The organism is Kribbella sp. NPDC031520 (assembly GCF_055580825.1).
On sequence record NZ_JBVIKS010000003.1, the window covers coordinates 1055038 to 1081183 of the forward strand.

The 26146-nt window shown below is 67.7% G+C and carries 27 protein-coding genes and 1 tRNA gene; 12 read left to right on the forward strand and 16 right to left on the reverse strand.

Annotation, left to right across the window (positions count from 1 at the left end):
• Positions 1-371: 371 nt before the first annotated feature.
• The 4 genes from ACZ5BU_RS20405 to ACZ5BU_RS20420 are packed head-to-tail and all read right to left on the reverse strand — an operon-like array spanning position 372 to position 3367.
• Positions 372-1745 (reverse strand): Shedu anti-phage system protein SduA domain-containing protein, encoded by a 1374-nt coding sequence (locus ACZ5BU_RS20405; protein ID WP_465700952.1) that lies wholly within the window; start codon positions 1743-1745, stop codon positions 372-374.
• Positions 1746-1798: 53 nt separating this feature from the next.
• On the reverse strand, positions 1799-2197 hold the full coding sequence (locus tag ACZ5BU_RS20410; protein ID WP_465700954.1) for an Imm1 family immunity protein: 399 nt from the start codon (positions 2195-2197) through the stop codon (positions 1799-1801).
• Entirely contained in the window at positions 2194-3090 is an 897-nt protein-coding gene (locus ACZ5BU_RS20415; protein WP_465700956.1) for a DddA-like double-stranded DNA deaminase toxin, read from the reverse strand. Before ACZ5BU_RS20415 ends, ACZ5BU_RS20410 begins: the two co-directional genes overlap by 4 nt.
• Positions 3091-3106: 16 nt before the next feature.
• Positions 3107-3367, reverse strand: coding sequence for a hypothetical protein (locus ACZ5BU_RS20420; RefSeq protein WP_465700958.1), 261 nt, complete (start codon positions 3365-3367; stop codon positions 3107-3109).
• A gap of 109 nt (positions 3368-3476) precedes the next feature.
• Between ACZ5BU_RS20420 and ACZ5BU_RS20425 the strand changes: the two genes are divergently transcribed.
• Positions 3477-4001 (forward strand): hypothetical protein, encoded by a 525-nt coding sequence (locus tag ACZ5BU_RS20425; RefSeq protein WP_465700960.1) that lies wholly within the window; start codon positions 3477-3479, stop codon positions 3999-4001.
• A gap of 33 nt (positions 4002-4034) precedes the next feature.
• Here ACZ5BU_RS20425 and ACZ5BU_RS20430 read toward each other — a convergent pair whose 3' ends face one another.
• Entirely contained in the window at positions 4035-4877 is an 843-nt protein-coding gene (locus ACZ5BU_RS20430; protein WP_465700962.1) for a class I SAM-dependent methyltransferase, read from the reverse strand.
• A 1123-nt stretch (positions 4878-6000) separates the two neighbouring features.
• Here ACZ5BU_RS20430 and ACZ5BU_RS20435 point away from each other — a divergent pair.
• Both ACZ5BU_RS20435 and ACZ5BU_RS20440 read left to right on the forward strand, forming a co-directional pair.
• Positions 6001-7080 carry a helix-turn-helix domain-containing protein gene (locus ACZ5BU_RS20435; protein ID WP_465700964.1) on the forward strand — a complete coding sequence of 360 codons (1080 nt, stop codon included), beginning with the start codon at positions 6001-6003 and terminating at the stop codon, positions 7078-7080.
• 16 nt (positions 7081-7096) lie between these two features.
• On the forward strand, positions 7097-7672 hold the full coding sequence (locus ACZ5BU_RS20440; protein ID WP_465700966.1) for an HD domain-containing protein: 576 nt from the start codon (positions 7097-7099) through the stop codon (positions 7670-7672).
• Between the two features lie 6 nt (positions 7673-7678).
• Here ACZ5BU_RS20440 and ACZ5BU_RS20445 read toward each other — a convergent pair whose 3' ends face one another.
• Complete coding sequence (locus ACZ5BU_RS20445; protein ID WP_465700967.1) at positions 7679-7816, reverse strand: hypothetical protein; 138 nt, start codon at positions 7814-7816, stop codon at positions 7679-7681.
• Positions 7817-7930: 114 nt separating this feature from the next.
• A tRNA-Lys gene (locus ACZ5BU_RS20450) sits at positions 7931-8003 on the reverse strand.
• 175 nt (positions 8004-8178) lie between these two features.
• On the opposite strand from ACZ5BU_RS20450, the gene ACZ5BU_RS20455 reads away from it, so the two are divergent.
• Positions 8179-8799, forward strand: a complete 621-nt coding sequence (locus ACZ5BU_RS20455; RefSeq protein ID WP_465700968.1) for a G5 domain-containing protein — start codon at positions 8179-8181, stop codon at positions 8797-8799.
• Here the strand turns inward: ACZ5BU_RS20455 and ACZ5BU_RS20460 are convergent, their stop codons facing one another.
• Positions 8800-9282, reverse strand: a complete 483-nt coding sequence (locus ACZ5BU_RS20460) for a YceI family protein (RefSeq protein WP_465700970.1) — start codon at positions 9280-9282, stop codon at positions 8800-8802.
• A 30-nt stretch (positions 9283-9312) separates the two neighbouring features.
• Positions 9313-9732 (reverse strand): pyridoxamine 5'-phosphate oxidase family protein, encoded by a 420-nt coding sequence (locus ACZ5BU_RS20465; RefSeq protein ID WP_465700971.1) that lies wholly within the window; start codon positions 9730-9732, stop codon positions 9313-9315.
• 38 nt (positions 9733-9770) lie between these two features.
• Between ACZ5BU_RS20465 and ACZ5BU_RS20470 the strand changes: the two genes are divergently transcribed.
• The 4 genes from ACZ5BU_RS20470 (at position 9771) to ACZ5BU_RS20485 (ending at position 14658) form a co-directional block, all read left to right on the forward strand.
• Positions 9771-10727, forward strand: coding sequence for an ArsR/SmtB family transcription factor (locus ACZ5BU_RS20470; protein WP_465700973.1), 957 nt, complete (start codon positions 9771-9773; stop codon positions 10725-10727).
• A gap of 88 nt (positions 10728-10815) precedes the next feature.
• Positions 10816-13359 carry a glycosyl hydrolase gene (locus ACZ5BU_RS20475; RefSeq protein WP_465700974.1) on the forward strand — a complete coding sequence of 848 codons (2544 nt, stop codon included), beginning with the start codon at positions 10816-10818 and terminating at the stop codon, positions 13357-13359.
• Between the two features lie 320 nt (positions 13360-13679).
• A complete protein-coding gene (gene thiS / locus ACZ5BU_RS20480; RefSeq protein WP_465700976.1) occupies positions 13680-13883 on the forward strand; it encodes a sulfur carrier protein ThiS in 204 nt (67 codons plus the stop codon).
• Position 13884: 1 nt separating this feature from the next.
• The gene (locus ACZ5BU_RS20485; RefSeq protein WP_465700978.1) at positions 13885-14658 is read left to right on the forward strand and encodes a thiazole synthase; all 774 of its coding nucleotides are present in this window, start codon (positions 13885-13887) and stop codon (positions 14656-14658) included.
• Here the strand turns inward: ACZ5BU_RS20485 and ACZ5BU_RS20490 are convergent.
• Complete coding sequence (locus ACZ5BU_RS20490) at positions 14633-16525, reverse strand: DUF6807 family protein (protein ID WP_465700979.1); 1893 nt, start codon at positions 16523-16525, stop codon at positions 14633-14635. The genes ACZ5BU_RS20485 and ACZ5BU_RS20490 overlap by 26 nt on opposite strands.
• An 81-nt stretch (positions 16526-16606) precedes the next feature.
• Between ACZ5BU_RS20490 and ACZ5BU_RS20495 the strand changes: the two genes are divergently transcribed.
• Entirely contained in the window at positions 16607-16993 is a 387-nt protein-coding gene (locus tag ACZ5BU_RS20495) for a RidA family protein (RefSeq protein WP_465700981.1), read from the forward strand.
• Positions 16994-17095: 102 nt separating this feature from the next.
• On the opposite strand, the gene ACZ5BU_RS20500 is transcribed toward ACZ5BU_RS20495, so the two are convergent.
• Both ACZ5BU_RS20500 and ACZ5BU_RS20505 read right to left on the reverse strand, forming a co-directional pair.
• Entirely contained in the window at positions 17096-17968 is an 873-nt protein-coding gene (locus ACZ5BU_RS20500; protein ID WP_465700982.1) for a serine hydrolase, read from the reverse strand.
• Positions 17965-19062, reverse strand: a complete 1098-nt coding sequence (locus ACZ5BU_RS20505; protein ID WP_465700984.1) for a LysR family transcriptional regulator — start codon at positions 19060-19062, stop codon at positions 17965-17967. Before ACZ5BU_RS20505 ends, ACZ5BU_RS20500 begins: the two co-directional genes overlap by 4 nt.
• Before the next feature lie 141 nt (positions 19063-19203).
• On the opposite strand from ACZ5BU_RS20505, the gene ACZ5BU_RS20510 reads away from it, so the two are divergent.
• On the forward strand, positions 19204-20352 hold the full coding sequence (locus ACZ5BU_RS20510; protein ID WP_465701087.1) for an MBL fold metallo-hydrolase: 1149 nt from the start codon (positions 19204-19206) through the stop codon (positions 20350-20352).
• On the opposite strand, the gene ACZ5BU_RS20515 is transcribed toward ACZ5BU_RS20510, so the two are convergent.
• Genes ACZ5BU_RS20515 through pdxR form a run of 3 tightly spaced genes read right to left on the reverse strand, consistent with a single transcriptional unit; the run spans position 20342 to position 23353 of the window.
• A complete protein-coding gene (locus ACZ5BU_RS20515) occupies positions 20342-21115 on the reverse strand; it encodes an alpha/beta fold hydrolase (protein WP_465700986.1) in 774 nt (257 codons plus the stop codon). The two genes, ACZ5BU_RS20510 and ACZ5BU_RS20515, sit on opposite strands and share 11 nt — an antisense overlap.
• A 30-nt stretch (positions 21116-21145) precedes the next feature.
• Positions 21146-21895: a GNAT family N-acetyltransferase gene (locus ACZ5BU_RS20520; protein WP_465700988.1), complete on the reverse strand. Its 750-nt coding sequence runs from the start codon at positions 21893-21895 to the stop codon at positions 21146-21148.
• Between the two features lie 48 nt (positions 21896-21943).
• The gene (pdxR, locus tag ACZ5BU_RS20525; RefSeq protein ID WP_465700990.1) at positions 21944-23353 is read right to left on the reverse strand and encodes a MocR-like pyridoxine biosynthesis transcription factor PdxR; all 1410 of its coding nucleotides are present in this window, start codon (positions 23351-23353) and stop codon (positions 21944-21946) included.
• 85 nt (positions 23354-23438) lie between these two features.
• Here pdxR and ACZ5BU_RS20530 point away from each other — a divergent pair, with 85 nt between their 5' ends.
• Both ACZ5BU_RS20530 and ACZ5BU_RS20535 read left to right on the forward strand, forming a co-directional pair.
• Positions 23439-24728, forward strand: a complete 1290-nt coding sequence (locus ACZ5BU_RS20530; RefSeq protein WP_465700991.1) for an FAD-binding oxidoreductase — start codon at positions 23439-23441, stop codon at positions 24726-24728.
• A 7-nt stretch (positions 24729-24735) separates the two neighbouring features.
• Positions 24736-25236 carry a tetratricopeptide repeat protein gene (locus ACZ5BU_RS20535; protein WP_465700993.1) on the forward strand — a complete coding sequence of 167 codons (501 nt, stop codon included), beginning with the start codon at positions 24736-24738 and terminating at the stop codon, positions 25234-25236.
• Here ACZ5BU_RS20535 and ACZ5BU_RS20540 read toward each other — a convergent pair.
• Complete coding sequence (locus ACZ5BU_RS20540) at positions 25233-26075, reverse strand: SAM-dependent methyltransferase (RefSeq protein ID WP_465700995.1); 843 nt, start codon at positions 26073-26075, stop codon at positions 25233-25235. The two genes, ACZ5BU_RS20535 and ACZ5BU_RS20540, sit on opposite strands and share 4 nt — an antisense overlap.
• Positions 26076-26146 lie beyond the last annotated feature (71 nt).

Genomic DNA, 26146 nt, shown 5'->3' on the forward strand with positions numbered 1-26146 from the left:
CACGGTCGTCACAAGACAAGTCTTACCAGAGCCACCGACAACTCGCCTCGCTTACGGCCGAAGATCCCGAAACCGCGCAACGTGATTGCTCGTCGTACAGACCCGCTGACAATCGAGGCCGCGACCGAGGCCGATAGCGTGAGAGCCCTCCGCCGCGTCATGCAAACTTCGTTCACCGGGTTGACATCACCAGCCAGGAACCGGCTGCCTGCACTTCCGTCCCCTGCGCTGTGGACGCGCCCCCCAACGCTCCGCAGCTGCTTCGCTTGGCGCGACTATGGAGCGAAAGCTTCGCACACTGGGCATGATCGGTGCCCCCGGCAGCATCCGAACCCTTCGACGCACGGTTAGGAAAGGCGAGGCAAGAGTGCCTAGCTGCCGTCAGCGTCTGGAGAGTTCGCGAGTAGCGCGTGCAGTCCCTTGAGTCGGCCCAACACCTCATCGAATGCGACAACCTCGACGCCGGCGAGTCCATCACGGTATCTCATGAACGAATGCAGCTGCTCTATGCCGAGCGTGTTCGCCGTGCCGACAATCACTGCTCCACGCACTGAAACCGTATCCAACGAGTCCCAGCCGCGTGTCCGCGCCAGAAGGTCTGGAAGGTGAACTCGGGCGGACTCAATCTGCGATTGGAGCTGCGCGACCGCGCCCACGAGGTCGCGATGGGGTGGATAGACCTCAGCGCCGCCTCGGCCACGGAAGTGCGAACCTGTCAGGTCAGCGTTAGGCGTCTTGATCTCGACCAAGAGTGCGCTACGTGTCACAGTGTTGACCAGCATGAAGTCTGCGATCCGGGCGCCCTTGCCGTCTGCGTTGACACCCTTGACAAAGAGTTGGTCCTGGTAGAGGGCTATCGGGGCCGCGAAGACTTGCTGAAGCGCAAAAATGTTGGCTTTGAAGAAGCCTTGCCAGTACGACTCGTCTTTGTTCCGACTGCTGGCGAGTCCCCTGGCGAACTCTTCGATGAGAACCTCCAACGACACGAGTTCGATGTCCTGGCGCAGCTTTCCGAACTCGGCTGGACCCTCGACCGCTGCTACTCGGGACTCGCTCGCGGCCTGTTGCATCAGGAGGCGGCGTTCCTCTGTGTTGATTGTCTGTTCGCCGAGAAGTTCGCGGGTGATCGCCTGGATAACGGGGTTCCTGCCGATTGGCGGCCTCTTTGGTTCGAGACCAAGCACGTCGGCGATCGCATTGTGCGCCTCGGCTTCGTTGACCCTGTGAACAACGATAGTGCCGCGGTTCCGGTTGAGATCGACCGCGTGCTTGTACCCAGCGAACCGATCAAGGCGGAGCCTGAATAGGGTTCCCTCGGGCCCTTCCCTCGGCGTCTCGACAAACCGCACAACGGTGCAAGCTGTACTCCTTTCGATACTCTGTAGGAGCCCTCGATACCTGCGTCGAATTCCAAGACCGTACATGAAGATCCGGCTGAACCCTTTGGGAAGCCCGGGCATCTCCAAGCCGGAATCGCCCTCGTCCACAAGCTGCTCTGGTTCCCATTGCGTCACGTCGGGGTAGCCGATCTGCAGCTCAGTGAGCCGGTCGAACTGACGCACTAGACCCGTGCCGGATCTCATCGTTGGGAAGATTCTCAGCAGCCTTTCGCCGACCACGAAACGGGCCATGACAATCGGATCCCTGCTGGAGTGAGGCGTGTCATCGAGCTGCCACTGATACACGAGGCCCGAGCCGTCAGGCTCAACCTCCACGAAACCCACTCGATCCTCGAACCGTGCCATACACCAGTCTCCCGATTCTCATCCCGCGATGATGCGTACAACCTAGGGAGCGCTCATTCGACTGCCAGCTCCCAGACCACCAGCTCAGGACGTCTGCCAGTGGCGAAGAACTCGGAAGCCGCCGCACGCGCCTCCTTCACTGTGATCGCGCTGCCTTTGCCCATGGTCGTCGGCACGCCGCCATAGTCGAAGGTGGCTTCCTGTGGCTCGTCGAGCGTGCCAGCTGAGCGGTACTTTGCGGAGCCATCGACGTCGTCGTAGAGCGTCAAGGAACTGAAGGCCGCCCCTAGCCCGATGTTCATTGTGGCGAGTTCGTCCGCGCTGACCAGTTCGACCCAGGTCGGCCGGGGCAGACTTGCGACTCGGTCGAGCAGCTCGTCGAGCTCGGCCTGGCTGCCGATGCGCTGCTGCCCCGCGTCATCGTCGTAGTAGGCCGTCAAGAAGTCGTTCATGCGAGTCCTCTCCCATCACCGATGTAGACCTTATAGCCGCCTGGCCAATAGGCCGTCAGCTTGGCACCGGGTGGCAACTGCCACGGCAACGTGTTGTCGCAGCCGTACCGCCCACCGCAGGGACGCTTGTTCACGTACAGGGTCATTTCTCGAGGCATTCCCGCACGCCGCATGAGTGCCGCCGCGTGGCCCTCCGCGTGTTCTCGCGCAGCGTCGAGGCTGGCGGTTCGGCCGCCGAGACCTGGTGCCGTACCTCCGGGTCCTCGCGTCCCGCTGCGCACATGAATCAGGCCTCCACCGTCCGGCCTGGTCAGAATTCCGGATGTCCGCCCGACGTCTCCCGGCCGCTCGGGTAGTCGCCGAAAGATCCCTTCGATGAACGGAGCGGGCTCCGGCTGATCTCCAGCCTCATCAGTGGCGCCACTGTCCTGCGGTCGATCGTTGGCGGTGCCGCGCGAAGGCGGTTCATCTTCCTCCGAGCTCATCTCATCGCCGGCCCGCGCGGGCTTGTCCGGCTTGTTGGCTTCCGGTTCGTCGTCATGGTCGTCACGCCGCCGGTCCGCGGGAGGCGTGCTGCCACCTGGCCCTAACCGTTCCCCCCTCAAGCCGCCGCTCGGCTCGGCGGTTCGAACGCCGCTCACCATCTGCTCGACCCACTGCTTCGCTCGAGCCTCCGCCTGAGACAAGTACTGGGCTGCCTCTTCGCAGCGCCTTGCCGCAACATCGAGCTGCATTGCAGCAATTCGGGCGCTTGGGTTGTTACCGGTGCTCCCGATCCATACCGCGGCTTCGCGGCACATTCTGGCTCGGTCATGCAGGTACCCGACCGCCCGCGGGACCTCGTTCAGGCAGGTGAGCAGTTGCTCGGCGACCCGCTGCAGTTCAGAAGGCATGCGCTGCCTCGGCCGGCTAAATCTGGTCGGCGTAGCTGCGACATCCGGCTTCTGCGATTTGCAGCGACTGGACGGCTTGGTCGACCGACTTTGCGGCGGCGTCCAGCATCGTTGCGATGTCCTGGTCGGCACGGGTTGCTGTGCCGCGGATCAGTGCCTGCACCTGCTGGCTGGACTGTTCGAAGCGCTCCTTGAAGCCCGCCAAACTGGCTGCGCCTTGCCTCGACTGGTCAGCCAAACCGTGCAGCTGCATCTTCATCTGTTCGACTTGGGACATGTACGGCTCCTCACTTGGTTAGACAGTCAGCGATCTGCTGAGGTCCGGATTGACAAGCCGCGCGGTGGCGCGGCAATGATGTTCCCGATACGGGAGGACGATCAGGCAGATGATTCGACGCAAGAACGCCTTGTTGGACACGGCTCTCGCCTGCGTGGAGCGCGATATTCCGGTGCAGGCGGCAACTATCGCGGGTACGCCGGCCGGCGGCTGGATCACCGATGTCGATGCAGCCCGGGTCGTCTGGGACGTCGCCGAGCCACCGAACCTGGCGGTCACGTCGTGCCCGACCGTGGCAATCTGGCGCCTGCCGCGGATCGCCGGCGCTTACGGCAAGCGGCTGTACGAGCAGGATCGACCTGGCATCTGGCCTCCGACGATGAAGCTGCCGGACGGCGACTGGATCACCTGCACGCTCCAGCCCGAAACTGACCTCGGCCCGCTGGCTACCGGCGTTGAGTACGTCGAGCCGGGGACATCCGTGGTCATCCCGCCGTCGACGACCACGCATGGCCGACTGAGGTGGGACGGGTCGAACTTCCCGCTCCATCCACTGCCGAGCGCCGATGCGATCCTGTCGAAGGTCCTGCGGGCCGAAGAGGAGTACGTCGAGCTGCACGGCCAGCTCGGCTGAGATCTCGCCAACCGTGCAGCAGGACACCAACACTCAGCCCTTCTGACCAACGGCCAGGAACAACGAACTGGCTGCCACCAACTCCGGCATCCGGTCAGCCAAGCGCGAGCACTCCAACGCCGTGTCGAGCGGGTCGTGCTCGGCCAGCTTGTCGGTATAGGGCTGATTCTTGAAGTGGGCGTCGATCATGACTGTGAGCCAGCCACCGGGACCGGTCAGACCGAAGATGTTCACGGGCCGCAGGCCCGCGCTGCTGAGTTCGCTGCGCAGTTCGCTTTCGCGGTGGTAGTAGCAGTGCGCCATCCGCTCGTTGGCGGCGCTGTGTCCGGTCTCCAGGATGTCGCGCACGATGCCGTGCCGCGTCAGAAGCGTATTGGCGAGCGTGGAGCCGATGAGATTGGCTGCGCGGTTGATCGCTACCGCGGCCAGCACGCCACCGGGGCGCAACACCCGCAACGCATCACGAAGTGCCAGGCGACGGTCGCTTGCCTCCGGCAAGTGGTAGAGCGGTCCCGCCATGAGCACAGCATCGAACGACTCGCTGGACCATGGGAGTCGGCGTCCGTCGCCAAGGTCGGCGGTGATGCCCGCTGTATTGGCCTGGTCGATGTGACGCTGGACCGGGTCGAGTAGCACGACGTCGTAACCCTGGTCGCGGAGCCAACCAGCGTGTACACCGGGACCGCCGCCGATGTCGGCCACGCGAGCCGGAGGCGGTGGGAACCACTGGCGAAGGAAGCCATACAGGCGGGCCTGTTCCAATCGGCCCTTTACGGTCGAGCTCAGACGGGCCGCTTCGTCCCAGCGGCTCGAGTAATGGGTTTCGATCGCTGGATCGACGGTCGGCCGATCTCGCGGGATTACGGGCGTATCCACTGCGCTCCTATCATCGAGGTGGAACAGCGGGCGTGCGTCCGCTCTGCAGGCTGTGCGCCCGCCTGCTGGTGAACGACGGTGGCTGAGTGGCTGCTCGCCCGGGCGCGCACGCCCCAGCCACTCAGCCGACCGGGACCGAGGCACCCGTCCGCGCGTCGGTGCTTGAGCGGCTGACACGGAACGGACTCGCATCGCGTCCCGTGCCAGCCGCCATCTGAACGGCCCCTGCCGAGCCCTCCACAAGGGAAAGGAAGACGCGAGCAACGACCGTGATGGGCGGGACCAGCAGCTCGCGGCGATCGCTCCGCGAGCTGACGGCTGAGGATGACCGTCGCCGGCCCCGCCAGATCATTTGCCGTCCGCAACTGATTGCGGTCAGAGGCAACTACCTGCGGCATTGCGGGCTCGTTGGAGACCCGAAGACTGATGAATCGCCCGCGTATGCCCGACTCGTAAGCGACCACATCGTCCGGGTCGCCAACGTAGTCCGCGATGAGGTGCGTACCGAACCAGACGCACGCCCGCCGATCCGTCGGAGGCGACCGCGGGTGAACGCTCATTTGTCACTCACGGCCTGGTGCCAGGATCGTCAGTGTCATACGTCGAGCATTCTTGGAGCCCGTTGGAACAGCGGGCGGGCGCAGGTGCAGGGACCGGTACGCCCGCCCGCTGGCTTGCGGAGACAAGGTCAAGCGACGAGCCGACGGGCTCTAACCCGTCAGATGGAGATAGGTAGACGACCTCGCTGGCACCACGGTGGCCGTGCACGGCAAGGACCGCGCGCACCCCCGCCTCGTAGAACGTCGTCGAAGCATGCTCGTGGAGCCATCGGAGGGACACGGATCCGTCCGTCCACTCGGTTCCCTCCGCGACAATGCCCGTGCCAGTCACACCGGACACATCAACGTGTCGCAGCAGAAAGAAGACCCTGGGAACTCTTGATCGCATGTCCGCAGTCACTATCCGCAGATCCAGATCCATCGGCATGTCGACAACGATGACGCGGCGTTGACCTATCCTGAACTCACTGTGAGTACGGGTGGTTCGCGTGATGTAGCGCGGCTTGAGGGAAGGCTCGCCGGTGCGTGGTCCTGAAACACCGACCGACATGCGGGGTTTCTCGATGTCCGGGGATTACCACGGTGTGATTTCGGGCTACGTCCTCAAGATGCTGCGCGGCTCGATCGGCATGACCCAGACGTCGCTCGCGGAACGACTCGGGGTCGACGTCAGCACCGTCCAGGGCTGGGAGACGGGCCGCCGGTCGCTGACCTCGCTGCGAGTCTCCGACTTCCGGCGGTTGCAGACACGCTTGGCGGCGTTTGGTGCACCTGCCAGAGGGGTGGCCTCGCTACACGATGCCGTCGAAGCGGACGAACTGCTCGGCCAGATCACGAGTGGCGAACTGGGCAACGCCGAAGTGCAGCAGCATCCACTGGCCTCAACCGTCCACCGGCGCCGCCTCGTGAACCTTGTGACCTGGCCGTTCACGGGAATCACACCTCCGCAACTCCGCGACCTGCCGGCCAAGCCGGGCCGAGGACCTGTGGCATCGCACCCGATCCTCACCGTCGCGGCTCAGCATGAGTTCTTCGATCAATTACTGAACGTTGCGGAACAGGCATCCCCTGAGGACATGCCCGTCCTGCGACGGCAGGCGACCTACCTGCTCGGATTCGACAAACGCCAGGAGTCTGCCGACTGGCTCGCGGTGCAGCACAAGCATGCATTCAACGGCAGCACGACGGCGAATCTCACCAGTGGGATCGCCGCACGCTCAGCGGCAGTCGCGCTCGCCAGACACGGCGACGCGGATCCGCTGCGCTACTTCATCGACAACACGCTGAGCGACGAACGACATGCAGCCGCGAATCTCACCTACTGGGCCTACTGGCTTGGAGAGATCAACGAGCCGCATACCGATGACTCCTACCTGATCACCGCGACGTCGACTCGAAGCTGGTCAGGAGTGCGGCTAGCGAACCACCTGCTCGAGCATCTGACAGATCAGGTGAATGCTCCGCTGAACATCCACAGCCTCTGGCAATTGGTGCTCGCCCGCCCGGAGCTCTTGGAGTACGACATAGAACTACGGCGACGAACCGACGAGCGCGTCGAAGCAGCGCTGGGCGACAACCCCGCTGACAGCAGCACCGTAGAGTTGAACAATCTGCGGTGCGCTGTGCAGTTGGCCAACCGATGATCGAAACGGAGTAATCGTGACCGATGACGCTACCGACCGGGACGCAACAGGAGTCGTCGCCTTCGCCTACGAGATGGGCGTACTCAAGCGACTCCGCCGTGCCGGATGGTGGCATGTCGGCGTCCGCGATCCCGAGTCCGTCGCTGAGCACAGCCTGCGCGTCGCCCAGCTCGCCGCACTGATCGCCAGCGAGGAAGGCGGCGACCCGGCGCGGGCGGCGTACCTCGGGATGTGGCACGACTCGCAGGAGACCCGCATCGGCGACATCCCACACAGCGCTAAGCCGTACATGGATGTCGCGAGCAACGAACGCATCACCGAGGACCAAGTCGCCGTCCTTCCCGAGGCGGCCGCCAAGAGCATCCGCGAAGCCGTCACCGAGTACGAGGCCGCTGAGACGATCGAGGCACGCTGCGCCAAAGACGCGGACCGCCTCGAGTGCCTCATGCAGGCCGTCGAGTACGGCGAAGCCGGCTACAAGCGCGTCACCGGCTGGATCGAGTCGTCCCGCGCCCGAATCCAGACCGATTTCGGTCGCCGCCTCGCCGAAGCAGCTCTTCAAACCTCACCACTCGCCTGGCGAGATCGCTGACGCTCCTCAATTTCTCGGCGCGTAGCCGCAAATCTGACAGCCCACCTCGCTCACCGACCGGCCGTCGAACAGCACCGCGAGTACCGCCCGGTACTTCTGCTCCTGCACGCTCAACTGCTGCTCAGCCACACTCATCTCCCGCATACCGGGAGTGTCAACAATCAGCCGAAGCCACCGTCAAGCATCAGCCGAAAACATGTAAAGCCTCAGCCGAGGACGATCTGTCGTCCATCAACCGAGGCCATACAAAGAAACTTGTAGGCCCCGTGGGACTCGAACCCACAACCCGCGGATTAAAAGTCCGCTGCTCTGCCAGTTGAGCTAGAGGCCCTCAGTTGGTGAGGGGAACAGTGTGTCAGGTTTGGGTGGGGATTGCTTGGTCGGGGGCGGGGGTGAGGGGTTGCAGGCGGTGACCGGTGGTGGTACAGCTCGGAATTCGCCCGGGGATGCCGGGTGCTGACAATCCTGCCGCGGGGGGAACCGACGGCGGGTTGGGGGGATGGATCGTGTTGTTGCTACGTGGTGCGTTGGGGTCGGTGGCGGTGGTCGTGATCGCCGCGGGATGTGGTGCGGGTCAGGGCTCGTCGGCGGGCGGTGAGCCGGCAGGGCCGGTCAGTACGCGGGTCGCCGTCTCGCCGCCGGTCAGCAGCGGGCGGTCGGTGGGTACGCCGACGGTGGTTGTCTCACCGAAGCCGTTCGTGAAGCCGAGGACCACGACGACGGAGGTCGTGGAACTTCGGGTGATTCCGTTCAAGAAGAAGACCGTGACGGACGACTCGTTGCCGAAGGGCGAGAAGAGTGTGCGTACGGCGGGCGTGGACGGGACGCGGCGGTTGACGTACCGGGTGACGTACGTGAACGGCGTACAGACCGCCAAGCGGCTGGTCCGGCAGGAAGTGGCGAAGGAGCCGCGGACGCAGGTAACGGTGGTGGGGACGAAGGTGGATGAGCCGACGCAGTCCAACGACTGCGATCCGAACTACTCCGGCTGCGTCCCGATCGCCAGCGACGTCGACTGCGCAGGGGGTAGCGGAAATGGACCCGAGTACGTACAGGGGCCGATCGACGTCATCGGTACTGACATCTACCGCCTGGACGCCGACCACGACGGGATCGCCTGCGAGTAGCTAGCGGCGGGTGGCGGTCACCTTCAGGTCGACTATGACATCCGGCTGGACGAGGGCCTTGGTGAAGGTGTTCCAGTTGGCGTTCCAGGTGTGGCGGTTGAGGGTGGTGCGGGCGGTGAAGTGGAGGGCGTCGTCTGATTCGGTGAGCGTGAAAGGGATTGTCAGCGGTTGTGTCGTGCCTCGGACGGTCAGGTCGCCGGTGACGTTGTAGAGGGAGTCGGAGACCCGCTCGACGCCGGTCGTCTCGAAGGTCATCGCCGGGTGCTTCTGTGTGTCGAAGAAGTCCTTGCGGAGTTGGGCGTCGCGGCGGGCGTTGCCCGTGTCTATGCTGTTCAGTTCGACAGTCAGCCAGGCGTGGTCCGCGCGGGCGCCGCCCTCGAAGGAGGCGAAGCGGCCGTGGACACGGCCGCCCACCCGGTGGGCGGCGATGAAGCCGATCCGGGTGCGATCCGGGTCGAGGACGTACTCGTCAGCAGCGATCATGCGTGTACGACGGAACAGCCCGGCGAAGTGTCAGCTGATGACTCCGGTGGTGATTCGGCGTGGGGTGATGTCGAACATCGCGTCCTCGGGTGGGTTGGCCAGGTAGGCCTCGCGCTGCTCGGGCTGGAGGTACTTCTCGACCATCGCCTGCAGCAACCCACGGTCGAGCGGCAGCAGCTCGGCAACCCCCTGCATGTTGACGTACGACGCCGTCGGCCCGTCGGCAGTCTGAACGGAGAGCGACAGCTGCCCCGACCCGGACCGGAACAGCCTGGTCTTCTTGGAAGCAGAAGGTGTCATCACCTGGAACCGGTTGCCGTCGGCCAGGTGGTGGAACCAGACCGGTGTCACGTGCGGCGACCATCCCGGATCGTCGATCGCGAACACCGCTACCAGCGGGCGCGCCAGGAACTCGGCCATTTCGTCGTTGTCCATCGTTCGAAAACCCATGCCGACAGGCTCTCACCGGCCACCGACATACTTTATGCATGCTGACGTACGTCCTGAACTCGGAGGACCTGGCCGACGTACGGTTCGCGGTGTCGCCGGTCGCGGAGATGGTCCTGTCGCTGCGGGCGTTGCGCGATCCCGGGCGGTTCCCGTTGCAGCTCGGGTGGGTGCGCGCCGTACAGCCGCGGGTCGCCGGGCTCGACTGGGACGTACTGCGGTGGCTCGTCAACGACACCATGGGCAGCCCGGACTTCCTCACACCCCGGCCGACCTCGCCGCTCACCCAGTTGGCCGACGAGCTCGACCTGATCGCCAACACCAGCCACACCACGTTCAACCGGCAACTCACCGCAGTCAACGGCGAGCTCCCGGACGACCTGACCATCGAAAAGGTCGTCCAAGCGCTCAAGGACTACTGGAACACCATGATGGCGCCGTACTGGAACCGCATGCGCACGCTGCTCTCCGCAGACATCAGCTACCGCGGCCACGTCCTCACCCAGCACGGCACCGGCGCAATGCTCAATGGACTAGGCCCTGCCATCACGTACGCAGACGGCCTCCTCAAGGTGGACCGCGTGGCCGCCGTAAGCCGCAGCGAGGAGATCAACGGCCGCGGACTGGTTCTCCAGCCGACGCTCTTCGGACCACACGCGGTCATCCCGTTCGACCCCGGCGCCGAGCCGATCCTCGGCTACCCACCACGCGGTCAGGCGAACCTGTGGTCCGTGGCCGAGCCCCCGTCCCACCAAGACCTCGCTCAACTGATCGGAACGCCGAGAGCACGCATCCTCGACCTGCTGACACACCCACGCACCACAACGGACCTGGCCGGCGAGCTACAGGTGACCCCGTCCGCCGTGAGCCAGCACCTCCAGCTACTGCGTCGCACTGGCCTCGTAGAGCCGCAACGCACCGGCAAGCAGGTGCTCTACCGCCCAACGGAGCTGGCTGCACTCCTGACCGGCGCCGAGCCGTTGACACCGCTCCAATGACGCGGCGATAGTAGCGAAAGCGATTTCGCATCACCGTCGAGGCAGCCGACGTCCAGCCACTTCACCACGCCCTGAAACAGGAGTCGGCATGCGACGTACCCTTGCGCTCGCTCTTGCGGCGCTACTCATCACCATCGGCACCGTCACCCCGGCCCATGCCGCGACGCTCGCCCTCACCCCGATCACCCTCGGCAACGTGTTCACCGACGGCCAGCCGGTCAAGATCGGTCTGAACACCGACGCCTCGTCCGTCACCTGGTCGGCCGCCGACGTCAACGGAACGGTGGTCGCCACCGGCAGCCAGGCCGCCGCCAGCACGCTACAGGTGTCCGTCACCACCCGCGGCTGGTACCAGCTCACCGTCCAGGCCGGTACGGCGACCGCGCGGACGACGTTCGCCATCCTCAGCCCGCTCAGTACGGCGGCAGTCGCCGGCCTCAGCACCAGCCGCGTCGGCGACTTCGAGAACACCGCCGAAGGCTGGACCTTCTACCCTGGCAGCGAATACCCCGGCGCCACCGGAAGCTTTGCGCTCGACACCACCGACAATCACGAGGGCAGCAGTTCCGGCAAGCTGTCCGGCAACTTCAGCGCGGGCGGTGCGTACGTGAGCGTCAACCGCCCACTCCCCTCGGTCGCCGCGACCAGCGTCAGCTTCTGGGCGAAGACGCCGAACCTGTCGTTCCTCACGTTCCGCATCACCGACTTCACCGGTCAGGTCCACCAGCAACGGCTGACGTTGTCGGGGGCAACTGATTGGCAGCCGTTGAGCGTCACAAAGTTCGACGGCGGCAAGCAGTACGTGCACTTCGGCGGCACGAACGACGGCGTCTGGCACGGGCCGGCGAAGGCGATCGAGATCGTGCTGGACAAGGGCGCGATCAGCGGCGCGACGAGCGGCAGCGTCAACCTCGACGACCTGACGCTCAACACGCTCGCGTCCACGCCGACGACGCCGCTCGGCGACTACGAGAGCGCCGCGGAAGGCTGGTCGTTCTACCCGGGCAGCGAGTTCCCCGGCGCGACCGGCAGCCTTGCTTACGACACCGTTTCCCCGCACGCCGGAGCCCAGTCCGCCAAGCTCAGCGGCGACTTCACCGGCGGCGGAAACTACGTCGCGTTGCAGCGTAATTTCGTACCGATCGACGCCAAATCCCTTGTTCTGTGGGCGAAATCGAGCCAGGTCTCGTCACTCGGACTGCGGGTGACGGATGCGACCGGCCAGGTCCACCAGCAGCGCCTCACCATCTCCGGAACCGCCTGGCAACAGTTCAGCGTCACGAGGTTCGACGCCGGCAGCGGCTACCTGCACTTCGGCGGCGCCGACGACGGCATCTGGCACGGTCCCGCGAAGGCGATCATGCTGACGCTGGACAAGAGCTCGATCATCGGCGGCGGTACGACGGCAGCCGTCAACGTCGACGCGGTCGCCGCCACCACGGCCCCGACGTACCAAGGAGCCGGTACGCACTTCGCGCAGTCGTGGAGCACGGATCTGGTGCCCCTGCTCACACTGTCCGGGGCGCGGACGGGTCGCGACGAGGCGTACTGGAGCGATGCCGAGACCACGCAGGGCACGATCTCCTTCCCGGCGAAGATCACGGCGTACCAGCAGGCGTTCCAGACCAACGGGATCGATCCGCTGATGATCGCCGACCGCGGGAACAGGTTCTACGACAGCGGCAATCCCCCGACCACGGACGCCGGTCGGGCCGGCTTCGCGAACTACGCCGACAAGCTCGTCACGCAGTACCCGCAGGTCAAGAACCTGGCGGTCTGGAACGAGTGGGACATCAACGGCGAGGGGGCGGCGTACCAGACTCCCGAGGCGTACGTCTCGTTGCTGCAGGCAACTTATACGAAACTCAAGGCGAACCACCCCGGTCTGACGATCGTCGGCGGGAGTGACACCGACGTGACGCAGCAGGCGTGGTTCCAGCAGTTCTGCCAGCTCGGCGGGCTGAAGTACCTCGACGTGGTGTCGATCCATCCGTACAACTACCTGCACGCACCCGAGCCCGTCGGCGCCTTCGTCGACCAGGTGCGGGCGACGATCCGGCAGTACAACGGCGGTGTCGACAAACCGATCTGGATCACCGAGGCCGGGTGGTACACCGGCGCCGGGAGTGCCGTACCGGTCGCCGAACCGACCCAGGCGATGTACCTGGCCCGGGAAATGCTCGACGTCCCAGGACACGACGTAGACCGGTTCTACATGTACGACCTCAAGAACGACGGCGTCGACCCGGCCGTCGACCAGCAGAACTACGGCATGGTGCACAACGAGTCCGACGCGCTCGGGCAGTACACCCCGAAGCCGGCGTACGTCGCCTACTCCACCGCGGCCCGGCAACTCCGCGGCGCGACGTTCCTGGGCAAGGAGTTCCCCGGCAACGGCTTGATCGACCAGGTCTACGCGGCCAACGACGGCACACCGTTCCGCTCGATCTGGGCCGCGAGCGGCTCCAACACCACGGTGACGGTGAACGCGACCGGCCCGGTCCAGGTCACCAGCCTGTACGGCCTGACCAGCACCCAGACACCGAACGCGAACGGCCAGATCACCGTCACCGTGGGTGTCTGGCCGACGTACATCTCCGGAGCGACAGTCACCTCGATCACCGCACCGTAGCTGTCCACGCCACCCTCCCGGTCATGAAAAGGCCGGGAGGGTGAGCTAAAGTCGAAGACGTCCGCGGGAGCTTGCAGGGAGTGGGCTGAGAGGGTGGCTGAACCGCCACCGACCGCTGGAGGGCGACTGAGGACCGTGCGCCGTAGCGAGCAGGTGCTCGGCGGAGTGCCTCGGCGCGCTGGAGGGGAGGGGTCGATGTGGTTTCATCGTTCCCTTCCCTCCAGCGCGGCGAGGCGCCCGCCGAGTGCCGCGCAGTAGGCGCACGGTCCTCAGTCGCCCTCCGGACCTGACTCGGGTAATTCCGGCGTAGGGAGGAAGCGATGGAGTCGGTGTGGGTGAACGGTACGGCCGTCGACGTGCCGGCCGGTCAGTCGGTGGCCGAGTTGATCTCGGAGTACTCCGACCGCAGCACCGGAATCGCGGTCGCGGTGAACCAGAGCGTGCTGACCAAGGCCGAGTGGGCGCGGACCACGCTGCGTCCAGGCGACCGGGTCGAGATCGTCAGCGCGACGCAGGGAGGCTGAGATGGACGATCCACTGGAGCTCGGCGGGCGGACGTACACCTCCCGGCTGATCATGGGCACGGGCGGTTCCGCCAACCTGGAAGTGATGGAGGAGGCATTGATTGCCTCCGGCACCCAACTGACCACGGTCGCGATGCGTCGCCTCGGTACCGGACACGAGGGCTCGGTGCTCGACGTACTCAAGAAGCACAACATCGACGTACTGCCGAACACGGCCGGTTGTCACACCGCCGCCGAGGCCGTACTGACCGCGAAGCTGGCCCGCGAGGCGCTGGAGACCGACCTGATCAAGGTCGAGGTGGTCGCCGACGACCACCTGCTGCTGCCCGATCCGATCGAGCTCCTGGACGCCGTGGACGCCTTGGTGGCGGACGGTTTCACCGTTCTCCCGTACACGAACGACGACCCGATCCTGGCCCGCCGTCTGGAGCAGGCGGGCTGCGCGGCGGTGATGCCGTTGGCCGCACCCATCGGTTCGGCACTCGGCATCCGCAACCCGCACAACCTCGCACTGATCGTCGAGGCGGCCGGCGTCCCGGTGATCGTGGACGCGGGTATCGGTACGGCGAGCGACGCCGCGCTGGCGATGGAGCTCGGCTGCGACGCGGTGATGCTCGCGACCCCGGTGACCCGCGCGGAGAAGCCCGCTCTGATGGCCGCCGCGATGCGCGACGCGGTCTCCGCGGGCCGCAACGCCCGGCTCGCCGGCCGCGTCCCGCGCCGCTGGCAGTCCGCGCTCGCGTCGTCCCCTACAACCGGCCTGCCAACGTTTTAGCTTCACCTGCATCCAGTGGGCGATCCAGCAGTACGGCGGTCAACGACAACTCGAGCTCCTGGTTCGGTTGGAGCGCCAACGGTTCGTCCCACGCGAGCGCCGGACACGCACCGACGTACTGCGACGTCCGCAGGAACCACGGCCACACGCGATCGGGCTGCACCAGCAGCAGGCTGACATCGCCCTGTACGAACGCAAGCCACGGGCTCGACGACCCGAACGCCGCCTCGAGACCGTCGCCGTCCGCGCTCAGGACGGTCGTCTCCACGAGCGGCAGCCGCCAGAAGATCCCGCCGTACCCGGCTCCTTCGCGGCCGGTCGTTGCCGGGCTGTCGATGCGGACAGGGCCGTAGCGGGCGGTGAGTACGCTGCGCCAGTCGAGTCGCCAGCCGCCGAAAGCGAGCGCCCCGGTGAGACGACGACGCTCGACGAGCTGGGGCCGGCCCTGCTCGTCGTACCAGGTGACGTCGTCGGTCAGCTCGCGATCGTTGAGCGTCACGCCGCGGCTCCGTTGCTGGCCGTGGTTCGTCAGCAGGGTCGGACCTTGGCCGCGTACGTACGTCCGCCCGCCCCAGTGCGACGTTCCGTTGACCTGCGCGACGGCGAGTGAGACGCCGTAGTGGTGCCGGTGGTCGACGGGGCTGACATCGGTCAATGGGTGCCCGCCGAGCGTCCGCACGGGATGCAGGTACGGCCGCGGCGCGTGTACCTGCGGCATCCGGCGGCCGAACTCGTACCGCGCGAGCAGGCCCGCGGAGCTCCCGAGTTCGAAGATGTCGCCCTGCTGCTGCCAGCCGATCCGATCATCTGACGCCGAAGACCGCGGCGCCTGCGGCACCGGACCCGTACTCGCTCGCACCGCCAGCCGCAGCTCCGGTACGCCGTCGGCCTCGCCCGCACGCCGCAGCTCCGGTACGCCGTTCGCCTCGCCCGTGGGGCCCGCGATCGAGGCGAGCAACCGCTGCCATGCCAGCTCACCGAGATCCTTCTGCGGTACCCGGACGGTGGTCAGCGACGGTACGGCGAACCGCGCCAGCCCGATGTCGTCCATCCCGGTCACGGACAGATCGGCCGGTACGGCGACCCCGACCTCGTTCAGCCGCGCGAGCAGCCCGAACGCGACCAGATCGTTGAACGCGACGACCGCCGTCACCTGCGCGTCGAGCACCCGCTCCACCGCGGCGTACCCGTCCTCGATCGACCAGCCGCACTCCAGCCGGACCAGGTCCAGCCCCGGGATCTCCCGCTCGGCGACCTCGAGCGCCTGCAGCCGCAGCCGGTTCGACGCGCTCGCGGCCGGCCCGGACAGGAACGCGAGCCGCCGATGCCCGAGGCCGACCAGGTGATCCACGACGATCCGGACGGCGCGGCCGTAGTCGACGACCACCGACGACACCTCGGCCGGGCCTTGCCGGTTGACCAGGATCACCGGCTGCACCTGCGGCAGCAGTTCGACCAGGCGCTCCTCGTCCATCCGCGGCGAGACCATGATCAGCGCGTCGCAACGCCTGCGCGCCTCGATCGCGATCGCCGCCTCGGCGTCCGGGTCTTCGTCGGTCTCGGCGACCAGTACCTTGTACCCGGCCGCCGCGGACGCGTTCGTGATCCCGCGCAGGATCTGCTGGAACAGCGGGTTGCCGAGGTCCGGTACGACCAGCGCCACCATGTTCGTACGGCCCAGCGACAGGCTCCGGGCCAGGTCGCTCGGCCGGTAGTTGAGCTGCTCCGCCGCGGCCCGTACCCGGGCGACGATCTCGGGTGCGACACTGAGCCGGCCGTTCATCACCCGGGACACGGTCGCGCGTGACACCTCCGCGACGCGCGCGACGTCGGTGATCGTGATGGTGTCCTTCGGTGTCCGGCCCACCTCCGTATCCTCTCCCAATGGAAACCGGTTTCTCAACCCTGGGTGTGATCGGATAGGGATACCCGCCGAACGGAGGACATGGTGAGTGAACTGGAGTATCCGCAGGTCCAGGGTGTTGCCCCCGGCAACGGTTACAGCCATGTGGTGACCGGAACCGGCCAGTGGGTGGCGGTGTCCGGGCAGCTGGCACTGGACGCGGAGGGCAAGCTGGTCGGCGCCGGTGAGCCGGGCGCGCAGGCCGAGCAGGTGTTCGCGAACCTCGAGCGCTGCCTGGCCGCCGCCGGCGCCACATTCGAGAACGTGGTCAAGCTGACGTTCTTCCTGACCGACGTCGGCCAGCTGCCCGCGATCCGCGTCGTCCGCGACAAGTACATCCCCGGCACGAAACCCGCGAGCACGGCGGTGCAGGTCGCGGCCCTCGCCGTCCCCGGCGCCCTGCTCGAGGTCGAGGCCTACGCGATCATCTGACCGCTCGACAGGACGTATACGTCCAGCACACGTCTCCCGCACACTGGGGCGACGGCTGGATCAGGCGCAGTGGGCGTATACGTCCTGTCGAGCTGCAGGTCGTCAGCGGAGGAGGTCGACGGCGAGGCGGGCGGCTTCGCCGATGGCGGCGTCCACTCGAGGTTGGCGGAAGTCGCCGCGGGCGGCCAGGGTGAAGACGGCGATGGCGAACGCGGCGCCGTCGGGCAGTGTGACGACCCCGACCTCGTGGCGGAGTGCCCCGAAGGTGCCGGTTTTCCCGGCGACCCGGACTTCGTCGTGCGGGAAACCCGAGGCGAGCCGGTGCAGGAAGATCTGCCGGTGCATCGTCGCCTTCATGAACTCGGTCTGCTCCGGGGACAGCAGTTCGCCCGCCCACAACCGGCGCAGCAGCAACGTCAGATCGCGTGCCGTACTCGCCGAAGCGTTCGCGGCCTCGTACACGCCGGACGGGTCGGTACGGTCGTTGTCCGCGAGTACGGCGAGAGCCGCGTCCGGGTCGTCGGTACCGGTACGGCGTTGCAGGTCGCGCAGGTTGCCCGCAGTACCTCGGCGTACCCAGGTTCTGTGCAGGCCGAACTCCGTGAGCATCGCGGCCAGGCGTTGCAGACCGACGAGGTCCAGCAAGGCGTCCGCGGACGCGTTGTCGGAGACCGTCATCATCGAGAGGGCGAGGTCGCGCAGCGATGCCGTGACCGGGTCGGCGAACACCGACAGCCCGGTCGGCCCGCTGGTCTTCGTCGACGGGTCGACGGTGAGTTGTTGCCGCGGATCGAGTTCGCCGCGGTCCACCAGGCGGCAGAAGCCCGCGAGCAACGGCAGCTTGTAGACCGAAGCGAGCGGCACGATCCCGTCCGCGTCGACCTCGACGGTCGCGTCGGGATCGTCCAGCGCGACCGCGTGCAGCCAGCCGCGTACGCCGGCGTCCTCGAAGACCCCGCGGATCCGGGCGTTCACGAGGTGAGCGCTTCGGTGAGTTGGGCCATCACGTCGTTCGGACGGAGGAACGGCGTACGTGTCCTCGACCAGACGAGCCGCAACCGCAACGGCAGCGGATCCCCCGTCAACCGGTAGCGCCGGACGCCGGGCGCGGTCAGCGACGGGTCGGCCGTCACCACGATCGCCTGCCCGGCCGCCACCATCGCCAGCCCGGCGCGCTCGTCCGTCACCACCACGGTCCCGCCGTCCGGCCGATGCAACGCCAACGTATCCAGAAACAAATCCCGAGCCGCCGGCGCCTCACCCCGAGGCCGCACCGCAACCGGCAACCCCTTCAACTCCCGCAACGCCACCACCCCCTCGCCCCCACCCCACCCAGCAACCGCACGCCCGTCCCCCACATACCCGCCACCGGCATACCCCTCGCCAGCCCTGCCGCTCGCCGCACGCCCGTCGCCCGTACGCCTGTCCACCGCGGGACCGTCCTCGGCACGCACGACGATGCCGCGCCCGTCCACCCCGCGCCCGTCGAGCGTGCGCCCAGTGCGGGCGCGGCCCGTCTGCTCGCGGTCGGCCGGGCCGCGCCTGGGTGTCGTCGGGTGCGGCACCAGGGCCCAGGTTGGGAGGAGCGTCACCGGGCCCGCCTCCAGGCCGTCGAGTACTGCGGGGTGTTGTACGGCGGCCAGGGTCAGGCGGCCTGTGCTGACCTGGTTCACCAGCGAGGTGGTCGGTGCGCTGACCACCGTGACCCCGCTGCCCGGGATCACCGCGGCGCAAGCGGCGGCGAGCTTCCCGCCGGCCGACGGTGGGACCTCCGGTGCGAGGCCGAGCCGGATCTCGGGGCCCTCCGGATCGCGGGCGACGGCGGCCTGGTGGAAGTCCTCCATCGACGAGAGTGCGCGGCGCGCGTACGGGAGGAGGGCGACGCCGGCCGGGGTGAGCTCGACGCGGCCGGCTCCGCGTTCGAAGAGCTTGGCGCCGATCAGCGCTTCCAGACGGCGCAGGCCCTGGGATAGGGGCGGCTGGGTGATGCCGACGACGCGTGCGGCGTCGCCGAAATGCTGCTCCTCGGCTAGCGCGACGAAGATCTGCAGATGCCGTTCAGTCAGCATCAGGACCCCGATGACCTACGGTGATATCTCCAGCCAATCGGCGCATGCGCAAGGGCATATTCGACAGGAGCTGTCGGCCTCGCCTTGACTGCAGGTCCAGGGACGGCGAGAGGAGACAGCGTGAAGGTGAGTCGCAGAGGCATGCTGGCCGGCGCGGCAGCAGCCGGGGCCGCGGGCGTCGCGGGGGCGATCGGCCTCGAGAACCGGAGCCAGGCGGCAACGGCCGGGCGCAAAGCCGGCGCGGCAACGAGCGGGGGCGGAGGTGGCGCGGCAACGAGCGGGGGCGGAGGTGGCGCGGCGACGGCCGGCGGCAAAGGCCAGTCGACTCCCGGGCGCGAAGGCGGGGGGACAACAGCCGGGCGCGAAGCCGGGACGGCGACGGCCGGGGGCGAAGGCCAGGCGACGGTCGGCGGCACAGGCGGGGGGACGGCTGACGGCGCGGCTGACGGAGCCGCATGGGCCGGAGGGGGTCGGGTTGGGCGGGAACCGGTTGAGTTGACCTGGTTTGGGACGCATGCGTGGCAGGTCCGGTGTGGGAAGAGTGTTGTGCTGACTGATCCGTGGCTGACGCGGTTCAAGACCGGGACGTTCACCCCGGAGGGCGCCGATCCTAAGACCAAGCTGGTGATCGAGCCGGAGGTCATCGACAAGCACTTGAGCACCGCGGATGCGATCCTGGTGCACCACGGGCACTACGACCACATGGCCGACGTGCCGTACGTCGCTCAGAAGACCCAGGCGACCGTGCTCTGCACCGAGACGCACGCGAACCTCCTGCGCGCGATGAAGACGCCGAACGACCCGCTCTCACCGGTCCGCGGCGGCGAGTACCTCCCGTTCGAGGGCTTCGCGATCGAGGTGTTCCCGTCGCTGCACTCCTGCGGCGGCAAGCGGCATACGTACGCGTACCCGGGCTACCGGTACGACGTCCCGCCGCGCCCGCGGGTGATCGAGGACCTGGTCGAAGGCGGCACGCTCGCGTACGTGATCACGATCGGCGGCCTGCGGATCCTCAGCCTGAGTACGGCGAACTTCGACCCGAACGCGCTTCGCGACCTCCAGGTGGACGTCGTACTCGCGGCGCCGGGCGGCGAACCCGGCATCACCGACCGCCTGCTGCGGACGATCAAGCCGGTCCACAAGGTGATCGCGACCCACTGGGACGACTTCGACAAGCCTCTCGACGAACCCGGCGTCCCGTGGACCGACCTGACTCCCCTGCGCACCTCGGTTCAGAAAACGGGTGCCGAGTTCGTCGTCCTCGACCACCTGCAGAAGGTCACGCTCTAGGCAGGAACTCGTCCAGCACAGCCGCGATCAGTTCGGGACGCTCCAGCGTCTGCATATGCGGTACGCCGGGCAGTTCGCGGAACGTCGCACCGGCGATCCCGTCCGCGAGCTCTCGCAGTACGGCGGTCGGGCCGGATACGTCCGCTCCGCCGGCCACCACGAGGGCCGGCGCGGCGAAGTCCCGGAGCTTGCCCTGGGCATCGAGTTCCTTCATCGAACGCCACGCCGCGGCCCAGTCCGCGGGCTGCATCGCGACCAGGCAGTCCCGTGCGTACCGCACCCCCGCGGTCTCGGCAGCGAGGGCGGCCGGAGTGAACCACCGGCTCAGCGTCTCGTCCACCTGCGCCGCCATCCCGTCCGTCTCCGCGCCGGCCGCCCGCCGCTCGAATACCTCGGGGAACGCCCGGTCGGTCGTCGCCAGCAGTGCCAGGGAGGCGATCCGGCCGGGCGATTCGATCGCCGCGATCTGCGCGATCGCGCCGCCGTACGACAGCCCGACGACGTGTGCGGTGTCCAGGGCGAGCTCGTCGAGTACGGCGATCAGGTCCGCGGCCGAGTCGCGCAGTGTGAACGGACGCGGCGACCCAGCCGCTGTACCGTGACCGCGAAGGTCGTACGCGAACACCCGACGCCCGACGGCGAGCTGGTCGGCGATCGGGTCCCACATGCGCTTGTCGAGGCCGAGCGAGTGCAGAAGGACGACGGGCGGACCGCCGGTGCCGTGACGCAAGAGACCTGTTCGGTGATCGGCGAGAGTCAGCACAGCCCCATTCTCTTCGACAACAGGGTCTACTCAGGCAGCGGTACGGACGCGGTAGTGGTAGCGCGAGACGGTCCGGAAGCCGAGGCGGTCGTAGAGGGCGCGGGCCGGTGCGTTGCTCTCGACCACCTGGAGCCAGACCCAGTCGGCACCCAGGGTCGTTGCCTGGTGCAACAGGCCGTGGATGACTGCCTGAGCGAGACCCTGGCGGCGGTGGTCCGGATCGACGGCGAGGCAGTAGAGGCCGGCCCAGTCGTCGACCAGGGCGAGCCGGCCGATCGCCTTGACCGGTCGGCCGGACGGGATCACGGCGTACAAAGCCCGGGCCCGGTTCAGGATCTGCCGGGCGGCGGCCTGCGCGGCGGATCCGCCGCGGCCGTCGACGGCCCACCAGAAATCCATCCAGGCGTCGTCGGGTGCGGCGGAAATATTCACCGGTACCGACGGCTCGCCGAGGTTCGCGAGGACGTCGGAGACCTCGGCGCACATCACCAGCGTCGGGTTGCGGAGCTCGTAACCGCGGGCCGCGAGCCGGTCGTCGAGGTCACCGGGCTGAGCCGCCGGGCCGACCTGGAAGGACGGCGCGATGTCGTGCGCGGCGTACAGGTTCTCCACGTAATCCAAGGCTTTGCCGAGGTCGAACGGGGTGCTCTTGGGCAGCACCGAGTTGGCTCGCAGGGTGACTCCGGCGTTGCGTCGGACGACCCAGCCGTCCAGCTCGGTGCTGTGCGCGGCGGGCCAGCCTTGGTTCATCAGAGAGTCGATGCGAGCTGCGGCGATCACTCGGTCAAGAGTAGAACCAGTCGGATCGATTTGCAACGAATTGGATAATTATTCACTAGGGGCCGAGCGGGTGTCCGCGACTGCCTCAGCCAGCAGGTCGATGCCCTCGACAACATCTTTGCGGCTCAGCGATCCGTACCCGAACACCAGCCCGGCCGGACCGTCGCCGCCCACCCAGTACGGCTGCAGTCCGTACACCCCGAGCCCGCGCGCCAACGCCGCCTCCCGCAACGCCTCTTCGGACAGGTCCGGCGGCAGCCACGTCATCACGTGCAACCCCGCCGACACCCCGACCGGCTCCAGCTCCGGCAGCCGCGCCGCCAGCCGCTCGACCAGCGTGTCCCGCAGCTCCCGGTACCGCGGCCGCATCCGCCGCAGGTGCCGGTCGAATTCGCCCCGCGCGACGAAGTCCGCGAACGCCAATTGGTCGAACACCGGCGACCCGCGATCGTCCATCAGCTTCGCCTGTGACATAGGCTCGACCAGCCATGACGGCAGGATCAGCCACCCCAGCCGCAGACCGGGCGCCAACGTCTTCGAAGCGGTCCCGGCGTACGCGACCCGGTCCGGCGCCAACCCCTGCATCGCGCCCACCGGCTCCCGGTCGTACCGGTACTCCGCGTCGTAGTCGTCCTCGATCACCAACCGGTCACCACGACCCGCCCACGCGACGAGCGCCGCCCGAGTCTCGGCCGACGTCACCGCGCCGGTCGGGAACTGATGTGCCGCGGTCACCAGCACCACATCCGCTCCGGATCGCTCCAGCGCGTTCACATCGATCCCGGACGTCAGCACCGGTATGCCGACCGTCTCCAGGCCGGCTGTCGCAGCAACCTCCCGCAGGTCGTTGTCGGACGGATCCTCGACCGCCAGCCGCCGGCGCCCCGACGCGGCCAGCACCTGCAGCAACAGGCGCGACCCCTGCGCGAACCCGTTGCAGATCAGCATGTTCTCCGGACGTGCCGCCGTACCGCGAACCCGGTTCAGGTAGTCGGACAGCGCCGTACGCAGCTCGACCGTCCCGCGCCCGTCGAGGTAGGCCAGGCTGCGGTACGGCGTCTCGTTCAGCACCCGGCGTACCGATCGGAGCCACGCGGCGCGCGGGAACTGCGACACGTCCGGACGGCTGTACCGGAAGTCGATCCGCGGCGGGCCGGCCGCGGGCTTTGCCGCGACGGCCGGCGAGATCACGGCGATGTCCGCGACCTGGGTGTAGCCGCCGCCCCGGCTGATCAGGTACCCCTCGGCGACGAGCTGCTGGTACGCCTCGACGACCACGCCGCGGGACAGGCCGAGGTCCTGCGCGAGCGCCCGCGTCGACGGCATCACGGTCTCGGCACGCAGCAGGCCGGCCCGGATCCGGGTCCGGATCGCGCTCTCGAGCTGCTGGTGCAACGGCACGCCGTTGTCCCGCCGGAGCTCGACCAGCAGTTCGCCCGCTCCGGAACTGGTCCTCATTCGGCTCACAGAACTGGACCTTATCGGCGGACCGCCGCGCTGTCAGGGTTGTGGACAGTACCGATTCACAGAGGAGCTGAGAGCGATGACCGAAATGCTGCGGAGCGGGGACACCGGGTACGACGAGGCGCGGACCGTCTGGAACGCGATGGTCGACCGGCGGCCGGCTGTTGTCGCGCGCTGCTCATCCACCGCAGAGGTTGCTGAGGCGGTTCGGTACGGCCGGGCGCACGGCCTGGAGATCGCGGTCCGCTGCGGCGGGCACAACATCGCCGGCCTCGCCGTACCCGACGGCGGGCTGATGATCAACCTGACCCCGATGAACGCGGTTCACGTCGACGCTGAGCAGAAGCGCGCCTGGGTCCAGGGCGGGGCGCTGCTGGGCGAGCTGGACAAGGCGGCGCAGGAGTACGGGCTGGCGACGACGGCGGGCAACGTCTCGCACACCGGGGTCGGCGGGCTGACGCTCGGCGGCGGGATGGGATGGCTGGCGCGGCAGTTCGGGCTCGCCTGCGACAACGTCGTCTCGTACGAGGTCGTCACCGCGGACGGCTTCGTCGTGACCGCGAGCGCGGACGAGAACGCCGAGCTGTTCTGGGGCCTGCGGGGTGGCGGCGGAAACTTCGGGATCGTCACGTCGTTCGAGTTCCGGCTGCACGAGATCGGGACGCGGGCGCTGATCGTTGAGCTCACGTACCCGGCGTCGGCCGGGTTCGAAGCACTGCGTGGCTGGCGGGAGCTGAACGCCCAGGCGCCGCGGGAGGCGACGTTCACGGCGAGCATCGCCGGCGATTCGGTGACGCTGGGGTACGTGTGGGTCGGCTCCGGAGGCGAGGAGCTGCTGCCGGCGTTCCGCGCGCTCGGGCCGGTGACCGACGAGCTCGTCGAGGAGACGACGTACCTGAAGCTGCAGACGCGGGACGACAGCGTCCAGGGCCACCGGTACCGGCGGTACTGGAAGGGGCACTACTTCAAGTCGCTGCCCGACGAGGCGTTGCGCGCGCTGCTGGACAACCCCGGCGTCGGCGCGAGCCTGCAGGCGTACGGCGGCGCGATCGCCGACGTACCGGATGCCGACGCCGCGTTCAGCCACCGCGACACGCTGTTCGAGTTCGTCACCGCCACCCGCTGGGAGGACCCGGCCGAGGACGAGACCCGGATCGGCATGCTGCGCTCGTACGCCGCGACGCTGGCGCCGTACGCGAACGGCGCGTACGTGAACACCCTCAACGAGGACCCGATCCAGCGCGCGTTCCCACCGGCGAAGCTCGAGCGCCTGGTCGCCCTGAAGACGGCGTACGACCCAGAAAACGTGTTCCACCTGAACCAGAACATCAGGCCGGCAGAGCAGGACGACGAAGCCGGCGCGGCATGATGGTGGTGTGACTACTGAGTTGACGCCGGAGCTGGCCGCGACGATCGAGGAAGCGTTCTCGCGGCGGGATCGGGCGAACATGGGGCCGACGATCGCGTTCTTCGAGAAGCTGCTGGCCGAGCACCCGGACAACCCGTACGTGCTGTACGAGGTCGGTGGGTCGTACGACACCGCCGGGCAGGAGGAGACCGCCGTCGGGTACTACGAGCGCGCCCTGCCCGGGCTGACCGGGGAGACGCGGCGGAGGTGCCTCCTGCAGTACGGGAGCACGCTGCGGAACCTCGACCGCTTCGACGAGTCGCTGGCGATCTTCAAGCAGGCGTGCGCGGAGTACCCGGAATCGGACTCGCTCCGCGTGTTCAAAGCCCTCACGCTGCACGCGGCCGGTCACCAGGACAAGGCGCTCGCCACGCTGCTGCTGGTGATCGCGGACAAGGTCGACACCGCGGACATCAAACGCTACGAGGCCGCGATCCGCGGGAACGCGGAGTACCTCTCGGGACTTTAGCCCTTGCGCGCGACGCCGCCGTAGATGGCGTCGCGGACGCCGGGCTCCGGCTCCTCCTCGACCCGCCCGCCCGGCACGTGCCAGTCGACCAGCCGGACCACGCCCGGTTCGAGGATCTCCAGCTCGCCGAACAGCGACGAGATCTGCTCGACCGACCGGAACGCCAGCGTCGGGAACGCGTGCTTGACCTTCTCCATCAGCTCGGTCACCAGTACGTCGACCGCACCGCCGTCGCCCGGGTTGCACGCGTGTGTGATCGCCAGGTACGACCCCGGCGGCAGCGCGTCGATGTACTGCTCCGCGACCCGCAGCGTCTCGTCGTAGTCCGCGATGTGGTGCAGCATCAGCGCCATCACCAGCGCGACCGGCTCACCCGGCGCCAGCAGACCGGCGATCGCCTCGTCCGCCAGCACCTCGTCCGGCTTCGTCAGGTCCGCCGCGACGAACTGCGTCCGGTCGTTGTCGAGCAGCAGCGCCCGCCCGTGGGCGACCACGGACGGGTCGTTGTCGACGTACACCACCGAGCACCGCGGGTTCGCCCGCTGGGCGATCTGGTGGGTGTTCTCCGCGGTCGGCAGGCCGGAGCCGGCGTCGATGAAGCGCCGCACGCCGCGCTCCTCGGCCAGCCAGGTGACGACCTCCTTGAGCCAGCGCCGGTTCGCCCGCGCCCACTCCGGCGCCTCCGGCGCCACCTTCATGATCTGCCGGTACAGCTCACGGTCGGACTCGTAGTTGTCCTTGCCGCCGAGGAAGTAGTCGTACACCCGCGCGACACTCGGCCGGGTGGTGTCGATCCCGTGCGCCATCAGCCCACCCTCGTACATCGGCTGATCGGTCACACTGTCTCCTCGCGTCGGGGCTACTACGAGCCTAACGCACAGAGAGTCAGCGTTTCACCACGGCGTGTTCA

What these genes read in the sequence shown, in the direction of transcription:
- ACZ5BU_RS20470 (WP_465700973.1), top strand. Translation starts at nt 9,771, where the DNA reads ATGCTGACGTACGTCCTGAACTCGGAGGACCTGGCCGACGTACGGTTC.
- ACZ5BU_RS20505 (WP_465700984.1), bottom strand. Translation starts at nt 19,062, where the DNA reads ATGCTGACTGAACGGCATCTGCAGATCTTCGTCGCGCTAGCCGAGGAG.
- ACZ5BU_RS20415 (WP_465700956.1), bottom strand. Translation starts at nt 3,090, where the DNA reads ATGCCTTCTGAACTGCAGCGGGTCGCCGAGCAACTGCTCACCTGCCTG.
- ACZ5BU_RS20485 (WP_465700978.1), top strand. Translation starts at nt 13,885, where the DNA reads ATGGACGATCCACTGGAGCTCGGCGGGCGGACGTACACCTCCCGGCTG.
- ACZ5BU_RS20425 (WP_465700960.1), top strand. Translation starts at nt 3,477, where the DNA reads ATGATTCGACGCAAGAACGCCTTGTTGGACACGGCTCTCGCCTGCGTG.
- ACZ5BU_RS20510 (WP_465701087.1), top strand. Translation starts at nt 19,204, where the DNA reads ATGCTGGCCGGCGCGGCAGCAGCCGGGGCCGCGGGCGTCGCGGGGGCG.
- ACZ5BU_RS20420 (WP_465700958.1), bottom strand. Translation starts at nt 3,367, where the DNA reads ATGTCCCAAGTCGAACAGATGAAGATGCAGCTGCACGGTTTGGCTGAC.
- ACZ5BU_RS20445 (WP_465700967.1), bottom strand. Translation starts at nt 7,816, where the DNA reads ATGCGGGAGATGAGTGTGGCTGAGCAGCAGTTGAGCGTGCAGGAGCAG.
- ACZ5BU_RS20410 (WP_465700954.1), bottom strand. Translation starts at nt 2,197, where the DNA reads ATGAACGACTTCTTGACGGCCTACTACGACGATGACGCGGGGCAGCAG.
- ACZ5BU_RS20475 (WP_465700974.1), top strand. Translation starts at nt 10,816, where the DNA reads ATGCGACGTACCCTTGCGCTCGCTCTTGCGGCGCTACTCATCACCATC.
- ACZ5BU_RS20405 (WP_465700952.1), bottom strand. Translation starts at nt 1,745, where the DNA reads ATGGCACGGTTCGAGGATCGAGTGGGTTTCGTGGAGGTTGAGCCTGAC.
- ACZ5BU_RS20460 (WP_465700970.1), bottom strand. Translation starts at nt 9,282, where the DNA reads ATGATCGCTGCTGACGAGTACGTCCTCGACCCGGATCGCACCCGGATC.
- thiS (WP_465700976.1), top strand. Translation starts at nt 13,680, where the DNA reads ATGGAGTCGGTGTGGGTGAACGGTACGGCCGTCGACGTGCCGGCCGGT.
- ACZ5BU_RS20465 (WP_465700971.1), bottom strand. Translation starts at nt 9,732, where the DNA reads ATGGGTTTTCGAACGATGGACAACGACGAAATGGCCGAGTTCCTGGCG.
- ACZ5BU_RS20530 (WP_465700991.1), top strand. Translation starts at nt 23,439, where the DNA reads ATGACCGAAATGCTGCGGAGCGGGGACACCGGGTACGACGAGGCGCGG.
- ACZ5BU_RS20435 (WP_465700964.1), top strand. Translation starts at nt 6,001, where the DNA reads ATGTCCGGGGATTACCACGGTGTGATTTCGGGCTACGTCCTCAAGATG.
- pdxR (WP_465700990.1), bottom strand. Translation starts at nt 23,353, where the DNA reads ATGAGGACCAGTTCCGGAGCGGGCGAACTGCTGGTCGAGCTCCGGCGG.